At 65.6% G+C, this 17,491-nt stretch carries 17 protein-coding genes; 10 read left to right on the top strand and 7 right to left on the bottom strand.

Annotation, left to right across the window (positions count from 1 at the left end):
• The first annotated feature begins 194 nt into the window (after window positions 1-194).
• Entirely contained in the window at window positions 195-896 is a 702-nt protein-coding gene (locus tag CA260_RS15525; RefSeq protein ID WP_238149782.1) for an MtnX-like HAD-IB family phosphatase, read from the top strand.
• A gap of 36 nt (window positions 897-932) precedes the next feature.
• Window positions 933-2,342 (top strand): aspartate aminotransferase family protein, encoded by a 1,410-nt coding sequence (locus CA260_RS15520; RefSeq protein WP_111983943.1) that lies wholly within the window; start codon window positions 933-935, stop codon window positions 2,340-2,342.
• A gap of 136 nt (window positions 2,343-2,478) precedes the next feature.
• On the opposite strand, the gene CA260_RS15515 is transcribed toward CA260_RS15520, so the two are convergent.
• Window positions 2,479-3,384 carry a LysR family transcriptional regulator gene (locus CA260_RS15515; RefSeq protein ID WP_111983942.1) on the bottom strand — a complete coding sequence of 302 codons (906 nt, stop codon included), beginning with the start codon at window positions 3,382-3,384 and terminating at the stop codon, window positions 2,479-2,481.
• 105 nt (window positions 3,385-3,489) lie between these two features.
• On the opposite strand from CA260_RS15515, the gene CA260_RS15510 reads away from it, so the two are divergent.
• Window positions 3,490-5,016 (top strand): MFS transporter, encoded by a 1,527-nt coding sequence (locus CA260_RS15510; RefSeq protein WP_111983941.1) that lies wholly within the window; start codon window positions 3,490-3,492, stop codon window positions 5,014-5,016.
• 4 nt (window positions 5,017-5,020) lie between these two features.
• Here CA260_RS15510 and CA260_RS15505 read toward each other — a convergent pair whose 3' ends face one another.
• Both CA260_RS15505 and CA260_RS15500 read right to left on the bottom strand, forming a co-directional pair.
• Entirely contained in the window at window positions 5,021-6,472 is a 1,452-nt protein-coding gene (locus CA260_RS15505; RefSeq protein WP_111983940.1) for a sensor histidine kinase, read from the bottom strand.
• Window positions 6,469-7,158, bottom strand: coding sequence for a response regulator (locus CA260_RS15500; RefSeq protein WP_111983939.1), 690 nt, complete (start codon window positions 7,156-7,158; stop codon window positions 6,469-6,471). Before CA260_RS15500 ends, CA260_RS15505 begins: the two co-directional genes overlap by 4 nt.
• 226 nt (window positions 7,159-7,384) lie before the next feature.
• On the opposite strand from CA260_RS15500, the gene CA260_RS15495 reads away from it, so the two are divergent.
• The 7 genes from CA260_RS15495 (at window position 7,385) to CA260_RS15465 (ending at window position 15,273) form a co-directional block, all read left to right on the top strand.
• Window positions 7,385-8,026 (top strand): PepSY-associated TM helix domain-containing protein, encoded by a 642-nt coding sequence (locus tag CA260_RS15495; RefSeq protein ID WP_111983938.1) that lies wholly within the window; start codon window positions 7,385-7,387, stop codon window positions 8,024-8,026.
• A gap of 12 nt (window positions 8,027-8,038) precedes the next feature.
• Window positions 8,039-8,554 carry a DUF2271 domain-containing protein gene (locus tag CA260_RS15490; RefSeq protein ID WP_111983937.1) on the top strand — a complete coding sequence of 172 codons (516 nt, stop codon included), beginning with the start codon at window positions 8,039-8,041 and terminating at the stop codon, window positions 8,552-8,554.
• Window positions 8,555-8,573: 19 nt separating this feature from the next.
• On the top strand, window positions 8,574-9,383 hold the full coding sequence (locus CA260_RS15485; protein ID WP_202864107.1) for a DUF4198 domain-containing protein: 810 nt from the start codon (window positions 8,574-8,576) through the stop codon (window positions 9,381-9,383).
• 46 nt (window positions 9,384-9,429) lie between these two features.
• Window positions 9,430-10,398 carry an FAD:protein FMN transferase gene (locus CA260_RS15480; RefSeq protein WP_238149817.1) on the top strand — a complete coding sequence of 323 codons (969 nt, stop codon included), beginning with the start codon at window positions 9,430-9,432 and terminating at the stop codon, window positions 10,396-10,398.
• Complete coding sequence (locus CA260_RS15475) at window positions 10,395-12,029, top strand: sulfite reductase subunit alpha (protein WP_111983935.1); 1,635 nt, start codon at window positions 10,395-10,397, stop codon at window positions 12,027-12,029. Before CA260_RS15480 ends, CA260_RS15475 begins: the two co-directional genes overlap by 4 nt.
• 131 nt (window positions 12,030-12,160) lie before the next feature.
• Window positions 12,161-14,371: a M1 family metallopeptidase gene (locus CA260_RS15470; protein ID WP_338065739.1), complete on the top strand. Its 2,211-nt coding sequence runs from the start codon at window positions 12,161-12,163 to the stop codon at window positions 14,369-14,371.
• Window positions 14,371-15,273 carry a hypothetical protein gene (locus CA260_RS15465; protein WP_338065738.1) on the top strand — a complete coding sequence of 301 codons (903 nt, stop codon included), beginning with the start codon at window positions 14,371-14,373 and terminating at the stop codon, window positions 15,271-15,273. Before CA260_RS15470 ends, CA260_RS15465 begins: the two co-directional genes overlap by 1 nt.
• Before the next feature lie 29 nt (window positions 15,274-15,302).
• On the opposite strand, the gene CA260_RS15460 is transcribed toward CA260_RS15465, so the two are convergent.
• The 4 genes from CA260_RS15460 to CA260_RS15445 all read right to left on the bottom strand — a co-directional run bounded on the left by CA260_RS15460 (window position 15,303) and on the right by CA260_RS15445 (window position 17,337).
• Window positions 15,303-15,872, bottom strand: coding sequence for a HutD family protein (locus tag CA260_RS15460; RefSeq protein WP_111983933.1), 570 nt, complete (start codon window positions 15,870-15,872; stop codon window positions 15,303-15,305).
• A complete protein-coding gene (locus tag CA260_RS15455) occupies window positions 15,869-16,408 on the bottom strand; it encodes a GNAT family N-acetyltransferase (protein WP_111983932.1) in 540 nt (179 codons plus the stop codon). The genes CA260_RS15460 and CA260_RS15455 overlap by 4 nt, the downstream gene beginning before the upstream one ends.
• A gap of 5 nt (window positions 16,409-16,413) precedes the next feature.
• Entirely contained in the window at window positions 16,414-16,893 is a 480-nt protein-coding gene (locus CA260_RS15450) for an SET domain-containing protein-lysine N-methyltransferase (RefSeq protein WP_111983931.1), read from the bottom strand.
• A gap of 105 nt (window positions 16,894-16,998) precedes the next feature.
• Window positions 16,999-17,337: a ComEA family DNA-binding protein gene (locus CA260_RS15445; RefSeq protein ID WP_238149781.1), complete on the bottom strand. Its 339-nt coding sequence runs from the start codon at window positions 17,335-17,337 to the stop codon at window positions 16,999-17,001.
• Window positions 17,338-17,491: the final 154 nt, after the last annotated feature.

The following is a 17,491-nucleotide window of genomic DNA, read 5'->3' as shown; positions in this document are numbered from 1 at the left end:
TCAGGTGGGGAATGGCTGAACGCTTGACCAGCATCACGCCGACAAGTGTCCAAGCATACCGGAGCCGGCTGCCGGCTGGCTTATCCGGCCCTTACGGGGCGACGCCGGGCGGCCACCATTCTGGCGCAAGAAAGGAGCCCGAAAGGGGCAGGAACCTAAGGTGTCACCATCTCGCGATGCGGAGTTGTACCTCAGTGACCGGTTGGACCATTCTCTGCGACTTCGACGGCACCATTTCCGTCGAAGACGTCATCGACTCGCTGCTCGACCGTTTCGGCCGCCCCGGCTGGGAAACGCTTGAGCAGGATTGGCGCGCCGGCCGCATCGGCTCGCGCGAATGCATGACCGGCCAGGTCGCCTTGCTGGACATGAACCGCGAGGAGCTTGACCGCCATCTGTCCTCGCTGTGGATCGACCACGCCTTCCCTGCGTTCGTGAAGCAGGCGCGAGAGCTCGCTACGCCAATCCATATCGTCAGCGACGGCCTGGACTACGCGATCAAGCAGATCCTCTCCCGCTACGGCCTTAACGACCTGCCGCTGGCCGCCAATCACCTGGCGCCGGCGACGCCGCCGCAGAAGTGGCAGCTCACCTCGCCGTTCCAGGCCGATGGTTGCCGCAGCGGTACCTGCAAGTGCGCCGTGGCCGCGCAAGCCAGCCGCGGCGGTGCCAAGACCCTGCTCATCGGCGACGGCGCGTCCGATTTCTGCGCCGCCGACCGCGTCGATTTCGTATTCGCCAAGCATCGCCTGATCGAGCACTGCCGCGCCGCCGGCATTCCCTATGTGCCGATCACGGGTTTCGAAGACGCGCTGGAACTGCTGCCGCGCCTGCTCGACGGCAGCCTGCTGGCCGAGCACGAGACCGCCATCCCCGCAGATCGGGCCGTGGCCTGATCGCATTCCCCATCTGAACGTTTCCGGATTTTCCTGATGAATGCTTACGACAAGAACGCCGCTGGCGTCGTGATTCCCGACGCGCAGCTGCTCGCCGACGAGGCCGAGTGGAGCTCGTTCGGCGATACCGTGCACTACGTCGATCCGCCGAAGATCTTCCGCCACGGCGAAGGCAGCTGGATGATCGATACCGCCGGCACGCGCTTCCTCGATCTGCAGATGTGGTACTCGGCGGTCAACTTCGGTTACGGCAACAAGCGCCTCAACGACACGCTGAAGAACCAGATCGACGTGCTGCCGCAGGTCGCCAGCCAGTACCTGCACCAGACCCGCATCGAGCTGGCCAAGACCATCGCGGTCGATGCGCAGCAGAAGTTCGGCTTGAAGGGCCGCGTGCACTTCAACGTCGGCGGCGCGCAGGCGGTGGAGGACTCGCTGAAGCTGGTGCGCAACTACAAGAATGGCAAGAGCCTGATGTTCGCCTTCGAAGGCGGCTATCACGGCCGTACGCTGGGCGCCTCGTCGATCACGTCGAGCTACCGCTACCGTCGCCGCTTCGGCCACTTCGGCGAGCGCGCGATGTTCATCCCGTTCCCGTATCCGTTCCGTCGCCCGAAGGGCATGACGCCGGAAGAGTATTCCGATGCGTGCGTGCGCCAGTTCGCGCGCCTGTTCGAGACCGAATACAACGGCGTGTGGGATCCCAAGGTCAACCAGGCCGAATACGCCGCCTTCTACGTCGAGCCGATCCAGGGCACCGGTGGCTACGTCATCCCGCCGATGAACTTCTTCAAGGACCTGAAGAAGGTGCTGGACCAGTACGGCATCCTGATGGTGGTCGATGAAATCCAGATGGGTTTCTGGCGCACCGGCAAGCTGTGGTCGATCGAGCACTTCGGCGTGACGCCGGACGTGATCGTGTTCGGCAAGGCGCTGACCAACGGCCTGAACCCGCTGTCCGGCCTGTGGGCGCGCGAAGAGATGATCAACCCGACCATCTTCCCGCCGGGCTCCACGCACAGCACGTTCAATTCCAACCCGCTGGGCACCTCGCTGGGTCTGGAAGTGATCAAGATGGGCTACGAGCTGGACTACGAGACCAACGTCGCGAAGAAGGGCGCGCACTTCCTCGAAGGCCTCAAGGACCTGCAGAAGCGCCACAAGGAAATCGGCGACGTCGACGGCCTCGGCCTCGCGCTGCGCGCCGAAATCTGCACTGACGATGGCTTCACGCCGAACAAGGCACTGTTGGACAAGATGGTGGACATCGGTCTGGCGGGCGATCTCGAGCACAACGGCAAGAAGATCGGCCTCGTGCTCGACGTGGGCGGTTGGTACAAGAACGTCATCACGTTCGCGCCTTCGCTGGACATCACCCACGAGGAAATCGACTTGGCCATCGCGCTGCTCGACCAGCTGCTGACCAAGGCGAAGAAGGCCATGTAATGCGACGCCGCGGGAGTGCATCCCGCGGCGTTCTGCCAAAAGTTTGTCTCAGGTAGTTCCCATGCAGGGGATGTGTGACAGCGGCGACACGCGTGTGTCGCCGTTTTTTTTTGCTGGCACAAGGGCGCAGCGGCGTCTATCTGTCCAGCATCTGAGGAATGCCTGCGACCAGTGCATCGATGGCACTGCGCGTCTTCGGCGGCATGTAACGCGTTTTTGGCCACACGGCGTGAATGTCCTGCGGCGCGAGGTTGCACCGATCCTTTACTTGCACGAGCTCGCCCGTTTTGACATGGCGCGCCAGCAGCCACGACGGGATGCGCGCGAGGCCGAAGCCGGCAATGGCCGCCGCTGCAATGGCCTGGACATCATCCATGCTCAGCTGTGCCTGCACGTGCAGGCGTCGGATATGTCCGGATGGTTCGCGCAAGTCCCACGGTGGCGTCACGCCGGCGCGGGAGTAGGCAACGATGGCATGCGCTTCCAGCTCGTCCAGTTCGACGGGCATGCCGTGACGGGCCACGTAGGCGGGTGATGCCCCGATGCTCAGGTACTGCATGCCGAGCTTGCGTGCGGCGAGACTGGTGCTGTCGCGCAGGTCGCCGATGCGCACGGCGAGGTCGACGCCTTCTTCGATCAGATCGACCACGCGATCGGTAAAGGAGATGTCGATGCGCAGCGCTGGATTGCGGGCCGCAAGTTCCATCAACACCGGGGCCACGCAGAGGTGTCCAAATGCGATGGGTACGCTGACGCGGAGGCGGCCCTGCGGCTGTTGGCGCCCGCCTTCCAGCATCGTTTCGGCGGCTTCCAGTTCCGCGAGCGCGCGGACACAGCTGTCGTAATAAGACTTTCCGTCTTCGGTAAGGCTTTGGCTGCGCGTGGTCCGCTGGATCAGGCGCACGCCGAGCCGCTTTTCCAGTCGCGCGATGACCTTGCCTACGGCCGAGCGCGTGAGGTTCAGGCGTTCGGCCGCTACGGCAAAACTGCCAGCCTCCACGACCTGTACGAAGGTGGCGATGCCATCCAGCCGGTCATCCACGACGAGGCTCCATTGGAGCTGTGAAGGCTACATTCACGGGAGAATATTGAGTCAATGGCGCTTTCATGGCGCCATATAGTAGCGGCTCCCCGCATGGAGCCGCCCATGACTTCCCTTCGCGTTTCAAAGAACGGCCTCGCGTTGGCGGCCGTATGCCTTTCTTCGCTGATGTTCGGGCTGGAGATTTCCAGTGTCCCGGCGATCCTGCCCACCCTGCAGCATGCATTGCGTGGCGACTTCAAGGACATGCAGTGGGTCATGAACGCGTACACCATCGCTTGCACCACCGTGCTGATGGCAACGGGAACACTGGCCGACCGGTTTGGCAGAAAGCGGCTGTTCCTCATCAACATCGCGCTGTTCGGCGTGGCCTCGATGGTATGCGGGTGGGCCCCGAACATGGCGGTGATGATCGGTGCTCGCTTCCTGCAGGGCGCTACCGGTGGGGCGATGCTGATCTGCCAGGTGGCCGTGTTGTCCCAGCAGTTTCCCGCGCGCGCGGAACGCGTGAGGGCGTTTGCAGCGTGGGGCGTGATCTTCGGCATCGGGCTGGGTTTTGGTCCCATCATCGGCGGCGCCATCGTCGCGTGGGCGAGCTGGCCGTGGGTCTTTCTCGCGCACGGTCCAATCGCGCTGGCGACGCTCATGCTGGGCTGGCGCGGCGCGCGTGAGTCGCGAGATCCGAACGCACGGCGACTGGACGTGGCCGGCATGCTTGCGTTGTCGCTCGCCGTGTTCGGCACCGCATACTTCATTACGCAGGGGCCAGATCTGGGTTACGGCAATCCACGCGTCATGGGCATCGCCTTTGTCAGCGCGCTATGCCTGCTGGCGTTCGTCATGATCGAAACGCGGGTTGCCCATCCGATGTTCGATTTCTCGGTGTTCCGCATTCGTGCCTTCTCGGGAGCGCTGCTGGGATCGGCGGGCATGAACATCAGCTTCTGGCCCTTCATGATTTATCTGCCGCTGTATTTCCATGGCGTCCTGGGCTATGGCGATGCCGCCGCGGGATGCGCCTTGCTGGCCTATACGCTGCCGACGCTGGTGGTGCCTCCCTTGGCAGAACGGCTTGCTGTTCGCTATCGACCAGGCTGGGTCATACCCGCTGGCTTGTTCACCATCGGTGCGGGCTTCTTCCTGATGAAGTGGGGCAGTGGCGTCGCACATCCCGGCTGGCCGAGCATGTTGCCCGGCTGCGTTTGCGCGGGCGTCGGCCTGGGCATGACCAACACGACGGTCACCAATACGACGACGGGCGTCGTGACGAGCGAACGGGCTGGCATGGCCTCCGGCATCGACATGAGTGCGCGCATGATCACGTTGGCCATCAACATCGCGCTGATGGGGTTGATCCTGGTGTCGGGCGTGGCGGCTGGGCTGCGATACGCCGCGGCGACCAGCGGCATGCCTGTACCGGACGACATCACATTGCGTGCGCTGGCTGAGTCGATCGCTGGCGGGCTGCCTACGGGCATTGCGCCCGAGCTGGCCCGCACGGCCTTGTCGCACGGGTTTCAGCGGGTGTTGTTGTACGGTGGCATCGGCGTGTGGATGCTTGGCGCAGCAAGCTTCCTGGTATTCGGTGCGAAGCCTGCGCGCGACGGTGCCTGTGCGCAGGCCCTCACCTGATGCATCAGGACAGTGACTTCGAGGTGCGTGCCGGCGGAAACACGATCTCCACTCGCAGGCCGCCATTGCTGCCGTTGAGGTAGCGCACGTGTGCGCGATGGCGTTCGGCGATGCGTTGCACGATCGCCAGGCCAAGCCCGGTGCCTTCTTCGACGACGCCGGGTACGCGGAAGAAGCGCTCGCCGAGCCGTTCCAGGAAGGCCGGAGGAACGCCGGGGCCGTTGTCTTCCACGCTCAGGCTCGCTCCGTGTGGCATCGCGGACACGCCTACCGTGAGGATGCTGCGGCGTCCTGCGTAGCGCAGGCTGTTGTCGATGAGGTTGTCGAGCATCTCCTGCAGCGAGATGCGGTCGCCATCGATCCAGACCGGACCGGACGGGCCCTCGTAGCCCAGGTCGACGCCTGCGGCGATGGCGTCGTGCACGCGTACGCTCAGCATTTCGGGCACGAGTTGCGCCAGGTCGAGCAGGCACAGTGGGGCAGCGTCGGCGGATTCGGTCGATTGCACGCGCGTAAGTGCGAGCAGCTGGCTGGAAGCGCGGCTCGCGCGTTGAGTGAGCCGCAGGATGTGTTGCAGGGCGTCGTGGACGGTTTCCTTGCTCGGATCGGCCTGCGCCCGTTCGACGTGCACGCGCAGCCCCGCCAGCGGCGTCTTCAGCTGGTGCGCCGCGTCGGCGATGAAGCGTTCCTGCAGCGAGAGCATGCCGCGCTGGCGCGCGAACAGGCCGTCGATGGTGCGCGTGAGCGGCAGGATTTCCACTGGCACGTCGGCGTCGCCGATGGGCGCAAGGTCGTGCTCGCGCGAAGCGAGTCGCGCGGTGAGCGGATCGAGCTGACGCAGGCCTACGCGCACGCCATACAGCACGAGAATGAACACGCTGGCGATCAGGATCGCCTGCGCGGGAATGCTCAGCAGCAGGATTTCCCGCGCGCGCTGATGGCGGTCGCGGAAGGTTTCCGCCATGGTCACGGTGAGCTGGTCGCTCGGATCGTGCAGGTTGGGAATGCGCACCGTCGCCGCGCGCACCTGGCGGCGTCCCAGCATGGTGGTGTAGAGCGCGGGCTCGCCGTCCTGCGCGGCGCCTTTCAGCGATGCGGGTCGCAGCTCCGGTGCCCCTGCGAGCAAGCCGTGATTGAGGCTGCTGACGTTGAAGTAGTTGTGTCCCTCGGGGGCGTATTCGAGCAGGAAGCGCGCCTGCGGCGAGACCTTTCCGCCCAGGTCTTCCTGGCTCAGCATCTGCGCCAGCGTCATCGCATCGTCGGCGAGGTCGCGATCGTGCACGTGGTTGGAGTAGATCAACGCGCCGCCGTAGGTGACGAGGCTCTCGACCACCAGCAGCATCATCAGCGGCACCAGCAGCGAAGAAAGCAGATGGCGCCGCAGGCTGGGGCGGCCCGCCGGCTCGATGAGGCCGTGCAGCCAGGAACGCCCCGGCTTGGCCGCCACCTCGATCATGCCTTGTGTTCCTTGTCTTCCTTCACTTCCTCGAGCAGATAGCCCAGCCCGCGGATGGTGCGGACCTGCGTGCCCGAGTCGGCGAGCTTGCGGCGCAGGCGATAGATCGCGATATCCAGGCCGTTGTCGGTGAGTTCCTCGTCCCAGCTGCACAGCGCCTCGACCAGTTGCGCGCGGCTGGTGACCCGATCGGGGCGGGCGGCCAGTGCTTCAAGCAGGCCGAACTCGCGCGCGGTGAGTTCCAGCGGTGTTTCGCCGATCCAGGCGCGGTGGCCGGGCAGGTCCAGGCGCAGCTTGCCAAGCGTCATCTCCGGCGCGCCCTGTGAGGTGTAACGCCGCAGCAGGGCACGTACGCGCGCTTCGAATTCGGCCAGCGCGAACGGCTTCACCAGATAATCGTCGGCGCCCAGATCGAGCACGCGCACGCGCTCGCGCAGGCCCTCGCGCGCCGTGATCACCAGTACCGGCAGGCCGGTGCCGCGCTTGCGCAGGCGTTGCAGCACGTCGGCACCGTCGAGGTTGGGCAGGCCGAGGTCGAGGATGAGCAGGTCGTAGGGCGTATCGCGCAACGCCGCATCGGCCTTGGTGCCGTCGGACACGCAGTCGACCGCGTGGCCGCCTTGTCGCAGCGACGCGCTGACGCCCGCGGCAATGGAAGGATCATCCTCGGCAATCAAAATGCGCATGACGGGTTCCAGATAAGGTAGGCGGCCGGATGGCGAGATGGGCGGATGCGCATGCCGGCTGAATTGCGAGTGATTCTCATTTGTGGCAAAATCCCGGCTGGTTGTCAGGGAAGGGCTGCCCGAAGAAAGGAGCTTAGCGCCCTGGCGCCGCAATGAGACAGCTGGCGCGCGACTCGGTTGCATGGCCCGTCATGCATCGGCGCGAACGTGAGGCAATAAGGCGGGCATGAAACCAGTGGCGCGGTCGCACAACAAGGTCGGTTCGAGCCGGGCGTTCTGGCTCAAGCAACTGCACCAGTGGCACTGGATCAGCGCGGCGTTGTGCCTGGTCGGCATGCTGCTTTTCGCGGTCACGGGTTTCACGCTCAACCACGCCGGACAGATCGAAGCGAAGGCACAGACCGTGCACCGCACTGCGCAATTGCCCGCCACGCTGCTCAAGGCCGTCGCCGGCGACGACGAACGCAAGGGCGTGTCCGTGCCGGCGATGGTCGCCGACTGGATCGGCGCGCAGCTCGATATCGACGTCGCGGGGCGTGCCGCCGATTGGTCCTCCGACGAAATCTATGTCTCGATGCCGCGCCCCGGCGGCGACGCATGGCTGAGCATCGATCGCGAGAGCGGCAAGGTCGAAGCCGAGCGCAGCACGCGCGGCGTCATCGCCTATCTCAACGACCTGCACAAAGGACGCCATGCGGGAGCCGCGTGGGGCTGGTTCATCGATGTATTCGCGCTCGCCTGCGTGATCTTCTCGGTCACCGGATTGCTGCTTTTGAAAATGCACGCTGCACAGCGCGGCGCGACCTGGCCGCTGGTGGCCTTCGGTCTGCTGCTGCCGTTGGTGCTGGCACTGATCTTCATCCATTGACGGGACTTACCCATGCGTCGACTGCTGTTCTCCATGCCCGCCTTGCTGCTCGCCGCGCCCGCGATGGCGGCCGATCTCAATGTCACCGTGCAGATCCCGCAGCTGGACGTGGCGGAATACCACCGACCGTATACGGCCGTGTGGATCGAGCGCGAGGATCACACCGTGGCCGCGCAACTGGCCGTCTGGTACGCGCAGAAGGAATCGAAGGAGGGCGCCGGTACCAAATGGCTGCCCGAGCTTCGCCAATGGTGGCGTCGTGGTGGCCGCGACCTGCAGATGCCGGTGGATGGCGTCTCCGGCGCGACGCGCCCCGCGGGCGACCAGAAGCTGAGCTTCCATGAAGGCAGGGCGCCGCTGGGCGCGCTGCCGGCAGGCAAGTACGAACTGGTCGTCGAGGCCGCACGCGAAGTGGGCGGGCGCGAAGTCGTGCGCGTGCCGTTCACCTGGCCGGCCAGCGCGCCACAGCAGCTGGACGCCAAGGGCAGCAGCGAACTCGGCGCGGTCAAGCTCGACCTCGCACCCTGATTCCGACGGAGATTCCATGATGAAGCGATCGTTGAAGTGGAGCGCGCTGGCGCTGGCGATGACCCTGCCGTTGGCCGCGCAGGCGCACAAGATGTGGATGGTGCCTTCGGCCACCAACGTATCCGGTGCCGATCCGTGGGTGACGGTGGATGCCGCCGTCTCCAACGACCTGTTCTACGCCGACCATATGCCGGTGCAGACCGATCGTGTGATCGTCACCGCGCCGGACGGCCAGACGGCCAAAGTGGAAAACGCCTTCACCGGCCAGTACCGCAGCGTGTTCGACGTGCACCTGACCCAGCCGGGCACGTACAAGATCGCCGCGGTCAACGGCGGCCTGTTCGCCAGCTATGAAGTGGACGGGCAGAAGCGTCGCTGGCGCGGCGAGCCGGCCAACTTCGCCAAGGACATTCCGGCCGGTGCGAAGAACGTCGAAGTGTCCGAATCGATCAGCCGCGTGGAGACCTTCGTCACCAATGGCAAGCCCAGCGATGCAGCGCTCAAGCCCAGTGGCAAGGGCCTGGAACTGGTGCCGGTCACGGCGTTTACCGATCTGGCCGCGGGCGAGCCGGCCACCTTCCAGTTGCTGCTCGACGGCAAACCCGCCGCGGGCCTGAAGGTATCGGCGATTGCCGGCGAAACGCGCTATCGAAACGCGCAGGAAGAAATCGACGTCACCACCGGCAAGGACGGCAAGTTCAGCCTGAACTGGCCGCACGCCGGCATGTATTGGGTCAACACGAGCACGCAGGACGACAAGACCAGCCTCAAGCCCGCCAAGCAGCGCCGCCTGTCGTACTCCGCCACGTTGGAAGTGCTGCCGCAGTGATGCAACAGCAGGCTCGCGCCGGTCGATGCGGAGCATCACGCCGTTGATGGATCTCGTCGTGCAATCCACGCAAGGCGAGACCATGGGCACGACATGGTCGGTGCGCGCCGTGCTTCCGGTCGAGCTGTCGTTGCAGACGTGGCATGACGGCATCCAGGCCGCGCTCGATCTGGTCGACGGCCAGATGAGCACGTACAAGCCGCAGTCGGACCTGTCGCGGTTCAACAGCGCGCCCGCCGGCACCTGGCATGTGCTTCCGACCGAATGCTTCCATGTGGTGAAGCATGCGCTGTCGGTGGCACGCGACAGCGGCGGCGCGTATGACCCGACGGTCGGCCCGTTGGTGAACCTGTGGGGTTTCGGTCCCGACGCATCGCGTTACGAACCGCCGTCATCCGAGGCGATGGCCGCGGCCAGCGAGCGCGTCGGCTGGTGGAAGCTCAGGCTCGATGAAGCCACCCACAGCCTCTATCAGCCGGGCGGCATCTATCTCGATCTGTCGTCGGTGGCGAAGGGCTACAGCGTCGACCTGGTGGGCCAGTACCTGGACGGGCTCGGCATGGGCGCCTGGCTGGTGGAAGTGGGCGGTGAGCTCAAGGGCAAGGGCACCAAGCCGGATCGATCGTCGTGGCGCATTGGCGTCGAACGTCCGGGCGCCGCGAGGGGCGCGGTCGAACATGCCGACCAGCTCAGCCAGGTGCTCACGTTGAGCGGTCGCGCCATCGCCACGTCCGGTGACTATCGTCGCCACTTCACCGCAGACGACGTGCGCTATTCGCATCACATCGATCCGCGCACCGGCCGACCGGTGGCGCACAAGGTGGCTTCGGTCAGCGTGCTTGCGAGTGACGCCATGCACGCGGATCCGATCGGCACGTTGATGACCGTGCTCGGTCCCGAGCAAGGGCTGCCTTGGGCGAGCGAGCGCGGGCTCGCGGTGATGTTCATCCTGCATGGCGCGAACGGCCTCGAAGAACGGCTGTCGCCTGCGTTCGCCGCCGCGTTGGCGTCATGAGTGCATCAACGACGACATCGGTCGATCGCTTCGGCTGGGGCAACATCGCGCTGTGCGGATTGCTCGCCGTCCTGGCGGCCTGCTTGCTGCGCATGCAGGCAGGCGAGTGGGAATGGCACGCGCCGGGCATCACACGCTGGTTGGCGGCCACCGCAGCGTTGCTGGTATGGAGCGGTTTGACCGCACGGGTGGCTTGGTCGCGTCGTTCGGCACGCAGCGCGCAGGCGCATGCGCCCATCCCGCAGCCGGATGACACCCTGGTGGTGTTCGCCAGCCAGACCGGCACCGCGGAGCAACTGGCGCAACAGACGATGCAAAGCCTGCGGCAGGCAGGCAAGCGCGCGCGCCTGCTGGAGCTTGGTGCGCTGGATGACGACATGCTCCAGCACGCCCGTCACATGTTGTTCGTGGTGAGCACCACCGGTGAAGGCGACGCGCCCGACGGTGCGGCACGTTTCGTCACGCACAGGATGCGCGAGCCCATGGCGCTCGCGCAGTTGCATTATGGGTTGCTGTCGTTGGGCGACAGCGATTACGACGATTTCTGTGGCTTCGGGCGGCAATTGCAGCATTGGCTGCAGCGCAGTGGTGCTACGCCGATGTTCGACGCCGTGGAAGTGGACAACGGTGATGCCGCCGCACTCCGTCATTGGCAACACCATCTTGCGCTGTTCACCGGCGTGGCGGAATTGCCGGACTGGCAGCGGCCCGATTATCAGCGCTGGCAGCTGGTCGAGCGGCGCCTGCTCAACCCGGAGAGTCTTGGCGGTCCGTGTTTTCATCTCGCGCTTCGACCGCTGCAGAGCCAGATGACCTGGCAGGCGGGAGACCTGGTGGAGATCGGGCCGCGCCACGCCGATGCCGAGGTGGACCGGTGGCTGGCAGCGGAAGGGCTCGACGGCGGTTCCGTTGTTGCGCATCACGATCGTCGCGCGACGCTGCGCGAGTGGTTGGCGGGCAGCCACCTGCCGCCGGATGCCGAGATCTCGGGGCAGGCACCCGGGACGATCGTCGCCGGCCTGCAGCCGTTGCCGCATCGCGAATATTCCATCGCATCGCTGCCTTCCGATGGCGCGCTCCATTTGCTGGTGCGGCGCATGCAGCGCGATGACGGCGCCGTGGGCATCGGTTCGGGTTGGCTCACGCAACACGCGGCAGTGGGCGGCGAGATCGCCTTGCGCATACGCGCCAATGCCGGTTTCCACGTGCCGGAAGATGGGCGTCCACTGATCCTGATCGGCAACGGCACAGGCCTCGCCGGCTTGCGCGCCCTGCTCAAGTCGCGCATCGCGCGAGGGCATCTGCGCAACTGGTTGCTGTTCGGCGAGAGGCAGCAGGCCCGCGATTTCTATCACCGCGACGAGATCGAACAGTGGCGGCGGCAAGGCGCTGTCGAACGCCTCGACCTGGCCTGGTCGCGCGATGGCGGGCAGCGCGTATACGTGCAGGATCGCTTGCGCGAAGCCGCCGACGTGCTGCGCACATGGATGGAGGACGGTGCCGCCATCTATGTATGCGGCAGCCTGGCGGGCATGGCGCCGGGCGTCGATGCCGCGCTGCGCGAAGCGCTGGGGGACGAAACCGTGGAAGCGCTTCGCGAGCAGGGACGTTACCGTCGTGACGTGTACTGATCGTCAGCGGGGCCCACGGCCGGAACAGCGCCTCACGCTTGCCTCGACGCGTACGCCAACCATGACCTTTGGCCTATAGGAGCGCTGCGCGCCGATGCCTCACGCTGCGCGTTCCTTCGGGGGAGGGCAGCATGGTGATGTTGAGGGGAAGCAGGCGCGGCCGCTGGCTGGCGGTGGCGTGGTGTCTGGCATGGCCCCTGGCGGTCCATGCGCAACAAGAAACGCCGGCAGCGGCGCACACGCCACCACCGTTGATTCCTCTCGCCAAGGCGCATGCCGCTGCACCGCGCGAACCCAGCGCCGACGATGCATGGGGCGGTATCCGCAACGGCAGCGAACCGACGCTTTCCGATCGTGTGGTCGGCTATCGCATCGACGCGGAACTCGATGCAGCCAGGCACCGCGTGAGCGGCACCGAGCAGCTCACCTGGCGCAACCGCAGTGGCCAGCCGGTCAACCGCATTTATCTGCATCTTTACCTCAATGCCTTCCAGAACGAAGGCAGCACCTTCTTTACCGAGCGCAGCGTGCTCACCGCGCATGGGCATTCGCGTGGCGCGGCGGCGCTGAAAAAAGGCGAATGGGGCTGGATCGACCTCAAGAGCGTGCAGCAGGGCAGCGCCGCCTTGAAGTGGAGCTTCGTGCATCCCGACGACGGCCCGGCGACCGACCAGACCGTGGCATGCATCGACCTCGCCGAGCCGGTGCCCGCCGGCGGCACGCTCACGCTCGATATCGATTTCACCAGCCAGTTGCCGCGCGTGGTGGAGCGCACGGGCTGGTGGGGCGACTTCAATCTCGTCGGGCAGTGGTTTCCCAAGATCGGCGTGCTGGAATTGCCCGGTGAACGCGGCGCCACGCAGGTGCAGTGGAACGTGCACGAGTTCCATTTCAACAGCGAGTTCTACGCCGACTTCGGCAACTTCGACGTGCGCCTCACCGTGCCTTCGGACTACACCGTCGGCGCCGTCGGTGAGTTGCAGGGCCAGCCCGAGCGGGCCGGTGACAAGACCACTTATCACTTCATGCAGGGCGACGTGCACGACTTCGCATGGGTGGCGGCCAAGGGTTACCGGACGCTGGATACGACCTGGCAAGGACCGGGCAGCCCGAAGGTCGCCGTGCGGGTGATTTATCCGCCCGAATACATCGCCAGCGCACAACCGGTGCTCAAGGCGACCACCGATTCGCTCAGCTATTTTTCCGAAACGCTGGGCGCGTATCCGTATCGCACGGCGACGGCGGTGGTGCCGCCGTACAACGCGGACGAAGCGGGCGGCATGGAGTACCCGACCTTCTTCACCGCCGAAGGCTACAAGGAGATCGACAGCCGGACCTCCGACCAGTGGAACATCGATTTCGTCACCATCCACGAGTTCGGTCACGGTTATTTCTACGGCCTGCTCGCCTCGAACGAATTCGAGGAGCCGATGCTCGACGAAGGCATGAACGAGTATTGGGACAACCGCATGTTGCGGGAGCGCAACCAGCGCATCCTCACGCCCAGTTCGTGGCTGCGTCGCGCCGACATCACGCCGTCGGCGGACGTGTTCAGCGTGGAGCGTCTCTACGCCGGTCTCGCCAGGCCTTACGACCCGCTGGGAGAGAACAGCTGGGATCGTTACTCCAGCACCAGCTATGGCACGGTCTACTCGCGCACCGCGACGGCCATGCATGATCTGGAAGAGCGCCTCGGCAAGAGCGTGATGGAGCATGGCTTCAAGGAGTACTACCGGCGCTGGCACTTCCGACATCCGTCGGTGGCGGATCTGCGCAAGACGCTGATCGACGTGTCGGGCAACGCACGCGCCGTGAATGAAGTGTTCGACCAGTTCGTCTATGGCACGGCACACATCGATGATCGCGTCGATGCCATCGACAACCAGGAAGTGACGCCGCAAGCCGGCAGCTGGGTGAAACAGGGGCAGCGCAGCGAACTGTCGAGCGACGACCGCGATGCACAGGTCGACAAGCAGCACGATGCATGGAAAAAGGCGCACCCCGATGCGAAGGAAAACGGACCGGGTCCTTACCTGTGGCGCGGCACGGTGACGGTCGTGCGGGAAGGCGCACCGGTGCCGCAGGTGCTGCGCGTGTCCTTTGCCGATGGCAGCCACGAGGATGTGCGGTGGGACGATGCCCGCCGCTGGGCGCGCTTCGTATTCACCCGGCCTACCAAGGTGGTTTCGGCCGAACTCGATCGCGAGCAGAACATCCTGCTTGATGCGAACAAGCTCAACGACAGCCGCACGGTGAAATCCGATGCTTCCGCCTCGCGGCGCTGGACGGCCGATGTCGCCGCCGCGCTGCAGGCTTTCTACGCATTCCTGGTGACGCTGTGATGGCCTACAAGAGTTCCCGCCGTGTGGATCTCGGCGACGTGTTCGGCGCATTGTTCTCGGCGCTGCAGTGGCGGCTACTGCTGTTGTGGGTATTGCTCCTGCTCTTGCCGGTGGCGGTGGCTGCGCTGCCCTTGCTGCAATCGCTGGGGGCGCTGTTGAACCACTCCACGCATGCCCGTGCGTGGGCGCAGCAGTTCGACGTGCTGATGTTTGGCGACGTGCTGCGTGCGCTGGTGCCCCAGCATGCGACCTTGCACGGCGCGCTGGCTGCGAGCCTGCTGCTTGCGTTGCTGTTGCTGCCCTGGCTCAACGGCATGGTGGTGGCCAGTGGCCGCGCCGGTCGCGCCCTGGGTTTTGGTCCGCTCTTGCAGGGCGGACTGGCGGAATACGGGCGGATGTTCCGGCTGCTGCTGTGGTCGGTCTTGCCCTATGTCGCTGCCGGCTATCTGGTCCAGCTCGGGCTTGACCGGGCGGACGATGCATCCGATGCTGCCGTGCTCGAATCCCGCGCGATCGCCGCGCAACACATGGCGTGGTGGTGGGCCGGTGCGGTGATCGCGCTGGCACAGGCCTGGATGGAATCGGCGCGCGCGGCCTTCATCGCCGATGCCTCGCTGCGCTCGGCTTCCCTGGCCATGGTGCGCGGGCTCGTGCAATTGCTGCGTCGTCCCTTCTCGACCTTGTTCGTCTACCTGCTGGTGACGGCAATCGGTTTCGCGCTGGCGTTTTCGCTCGGACTGGCGCGCGCGCATACGTTGTCCGTGGGCACGCAGGGTCTGCTGCTGGGATTCGCGCTCAGTGCGCTGGTGGTCGTCGCGCTGGGATGGACGCGCATCGCGCGCCTGCTCGCACTCGCGGAAGTGGCCCGTTCACTCGGCGGCGCACGACGCTCCAGTTTCTGACCACGCGCGCTCGTCTAGCAGCGGTCGCGTCAGAGGATCGGCAGCCGCGCGAGCACGATTTCCCCGCCGCCCTCGATCCGCACCGGGTGGCCAGGGATCGGGTCGATCCACAGCATGTCGTTCTGGAGCAGGTCATGCGTGCGATGGTCGGCCACGACCTTGGCCTGGCCGGAAAGCAGCAGGACGAACCAGCGCCAGCCGCCGGGCGCCAGCAGCACCATCGTGCCGTTCAGCGGACGCACGATCAGCTCGCCCTGGGTATCGTTGCGCAGCTTGAGGCTGAAGGCGCGGGTAGGCGATTCGGGGTGGCAGCCCTCGGGGGCGTTCGTGCGGTCGAAATGCGCCACGTCGAACCGCTTCAGGTGCAGGGTGCGGCCGTCCGGAAAGGTGGCCGAGACGGCGGCGTCCAGCGGCACAAACTGCCTGCGGATGTCCGTATGCGACGGAAATTCCACGTCCCGGCCGATGTCGACCAGGGTCAGCTGCCACTGCCAGTCGTCGCCTGGGGAACTGCTGGCCACCTCCGTGATCGTCACGCCGCCGTCGGCACACGGCCGTGCCTGCAGCGTTTCCGACGGGAGGCGGTTGAGCTGGCTCATGCCCAGGCGCGTCGCTTCTCGGGAAGCGGCGGGTAGTACGCGAACACGTGGTTGTTGGCGCCGAAGAAGTCCATGTCCTCGATGTGCTCGCCGCCCAGCCGTTCGGCGACGCGGTCGGAGGCTTCGTTGCCGATCCTCACCAGGCTGATCACGCGCTGGACGCTCAACGCATGCCAGGCGAAGTCCAGGATGGCGTTGCCGGCTTCGGTGGCGTAGCCGTGGTGGCGGAACTGCGGCTTGAGCATCCAGCCCAGTTCGAGGTCCGGCCAGCCCTCCGGGCGCATCAGGCCGGCGCGGCCGATGAACTCACCGGTGTCTTTCAGCTCCAGCGCCCACATGCCGTAGCCGCGAAGCTGCCAATGGCCGATCAGCATGGCGAGCGAACGCCAGGCATTGGTGCGGTCCAGCGGCTGGCCGTCGCCGATCCAGCGGGTGCTGGCCGGGTCCGCGAGCATGCAGGCGTAATCCTCGAAATGCCGCTCGGCGAGAGCGGTAAGGCGCAGGCGCGCCGTTTCGATGACGGGTATATCGATCATGGTCTTCAACAAGCAAGTCGGGTGCCAGACAGCAGCGCAGCGAGGGCATGCGTACTGGTGGCGAGGCTTTCGATCCAGGGCAGGCCGACAATCCTGCGTCCGGTCGCGGTATCGACAAAGGCTTCTTCTTCGCCGGGCGGCAACAGGTGGCGGTAATCCACCGTGATCTCGGTGCCCGCAGGCAAGTCGCGCGTGGCAAACACGAAACCGAGATGCCACAGCCCCGTCGGTTCGAAGCTGTGGTTGATGTAGCACTCGTCGGGCCAGTCGGGAGACACCGTGTAGCGGTCTTCGAACCAGCGCGCGCTGGCGTACAGCTGTGCCGAAAGCTCCGGCGAGCCGACGAGGTCCTGATAGCGGTAGGTGCGGTCAATGGCGTCCGGCGCCGTGACAATCTGCCCCGTCGCAACGTCTTCTTCCAGGAACAACCCCTGTCCCGCCCCGACGATTTCCGACGCGGCAATGCGGTAACGCGGAAGGATCATGTCGCCCCTAACCTACATCAAGGCGGCCGAGTGTAGGCCCATCCGGTCGGGTGTGCCAGACCCGACCGGAAAGGTTTCCTAAACGCAAGTGGCTGATAGGTTTGATTATTCGCCGGTGGCTTTGGCTGCCGCCTTGGCTTTGGCGGGCGCCGCCGGCTTGGCAGCCTTGCTGGTGCCCGCTGCATCGTCCAGCAGGATGGCGCTACGGTTGCGCTCCAGCGTGGCGGGACCGATGCCCTTCACTTGCCCGAGGTCGTCCACGTTTTTGAAGGGGCCGTGTTCCTCGCGCCAGGCCACGATGGCCTCGGCCTTGCTGTGGCCGATGCCGTCGAGCGACTTGGCCAAGGTGGCCGCATCGGCCTTGTTGACGTTGACCGGCGTGGCCGCGAAGGCGGGAAGGGCCATGGCCAGGCTGACGAGCATGGCGACGATCTTGTTGCGCATGTGATTCTCCCTGTGGAATGAAGCGGCCTCCGTTTTGGACCGCGCAGCGACTCTGCCCGGGTATGGGCCATCCGGCAGTAGGCCGACGGCCATGGCTATATGAGGGATGACGCGGCAAGCGTGTGCGCCTGGGGAGCATGGCGTGTGGGGCCCG

This window comes from Dyella jiangningensis, from assembly GCF_003264855.1.
Lineage (GTDB): Bacteria > Pseudomonadota > Gammaproteobacteria > Xanthomonadales > Rhodanobacteraceae > Dyella > Dyella jiangningensis_C.
Note: the sequence above shows the minus strand (reverse complement) of the source record. Positions and strands in the feature narration are given on the sequence as shown.

Bases quoted from the DNA above. Each gene is read 5' to 3' on its own strand.
- CA260_RS15520 (WP_111983943.1), top strand. From the start codon at position 933: ATGAATGCTTACGACAAGAACGCCGCTGGCGTCGTGATTCCCGACGCG.
- CA260_RS15510 (WP_111983941.1), top strand. From the start codon at position 3,490: ATGACTTCCCTTCGCGTTTCAAAGAACGGCCTCGCGTTGGCGGCCGTA.
- CA260_RS15505 (WP_111983940.1), bottom strand. From the start codon at position 6,472: ATGATCGAGGTGGCGGCCAAGCCGGGGCGTTCCTGGCTGCACGGCCTC.
- CA260_RS15500 (WP_111983939.1), bottom strand. From the start codon at position 7,158: ATGCGCATTTTGATTGCCGAGGATGATCCTTCCATTGCCGCGGGCGTC.
- CA260_RS15495 (WP_111983938.1), top strand. From the start codon at position 7,385: ATGAAACCAGTGGCGCGGTCGCACAACAAGGTCGGTTCGAGCCGGGCG.
- CA260_RS15490 (WP_111983937.1), top strand. From the start codon at position 8,039: ATGCGTCGACTGCTGTTCTCCATGCCCGCCTTGCTGCTCGCCGCGCCC.
- CA260_RS15485 (WP_202864107.1), top strand. From the start codon at position 8,574: ATGAAGCGATCGTTGAAGTGGAGCGCGCTGGCGCTGGCGATGACCCTG.
- CA260_RS15480 (WP_238149817.1), top strand. From the start codon at position 9,430: ATGGATCTCGTCGTGCAATCCACGCAAGGCGAGACCATGGGCACGACA.
- CA260_RS15475 (WP_111983935.1), top strand. From the start codon at position 10,395: ATGAGTGCATCAACGACGACATCGGTCGATCGCTTCGGCTGGGGCAAC.
- CA260_RS15470 (WP_338065739.1), top strand. From the start codon at position 12,161: ATGGTGATGTTGAGGGGAAGCAGGCGCGGCCGCTGGCTGGCGGTGGCG.
- CA260_RS15465 (WP_338065738.1), top strand. From the start codon at position 14,371: ATGGCCTACAAGAGTTCCCGCCGTGTGGATCTCGGCGACGTGTTCGGC.
- CA260_RS15460 (WP_111983933.1), bottom strand. From the start codon at position 15,872: ATGAGCCAGCTCAACCGCCTCCCGTCGGAAACGCTGCAGGCACGGCCG.
- CA260_RS15455 (WP_111983932.1), bottom strand. From the start codon at position 16,408: ATGATCGATATACCCGTCATCGAAACGGCGCGCCTGCGCCTTACCGCT.
- CA260_RS15450 (WP_111983931.1), bottom strand. From the start codon at position 16,893: ATGATCCTTCCGCGTTACCGCATTGCCGCGTCGGAAATCGTCGGGGCG.
- CA260_RS15445 (WP_238149781.1), bottom strand. From the start codon at position 17,337: ATGCGCAACAAGATCGTCGCCATGCTCGTCAGCCTGGCCATGGCCCTT.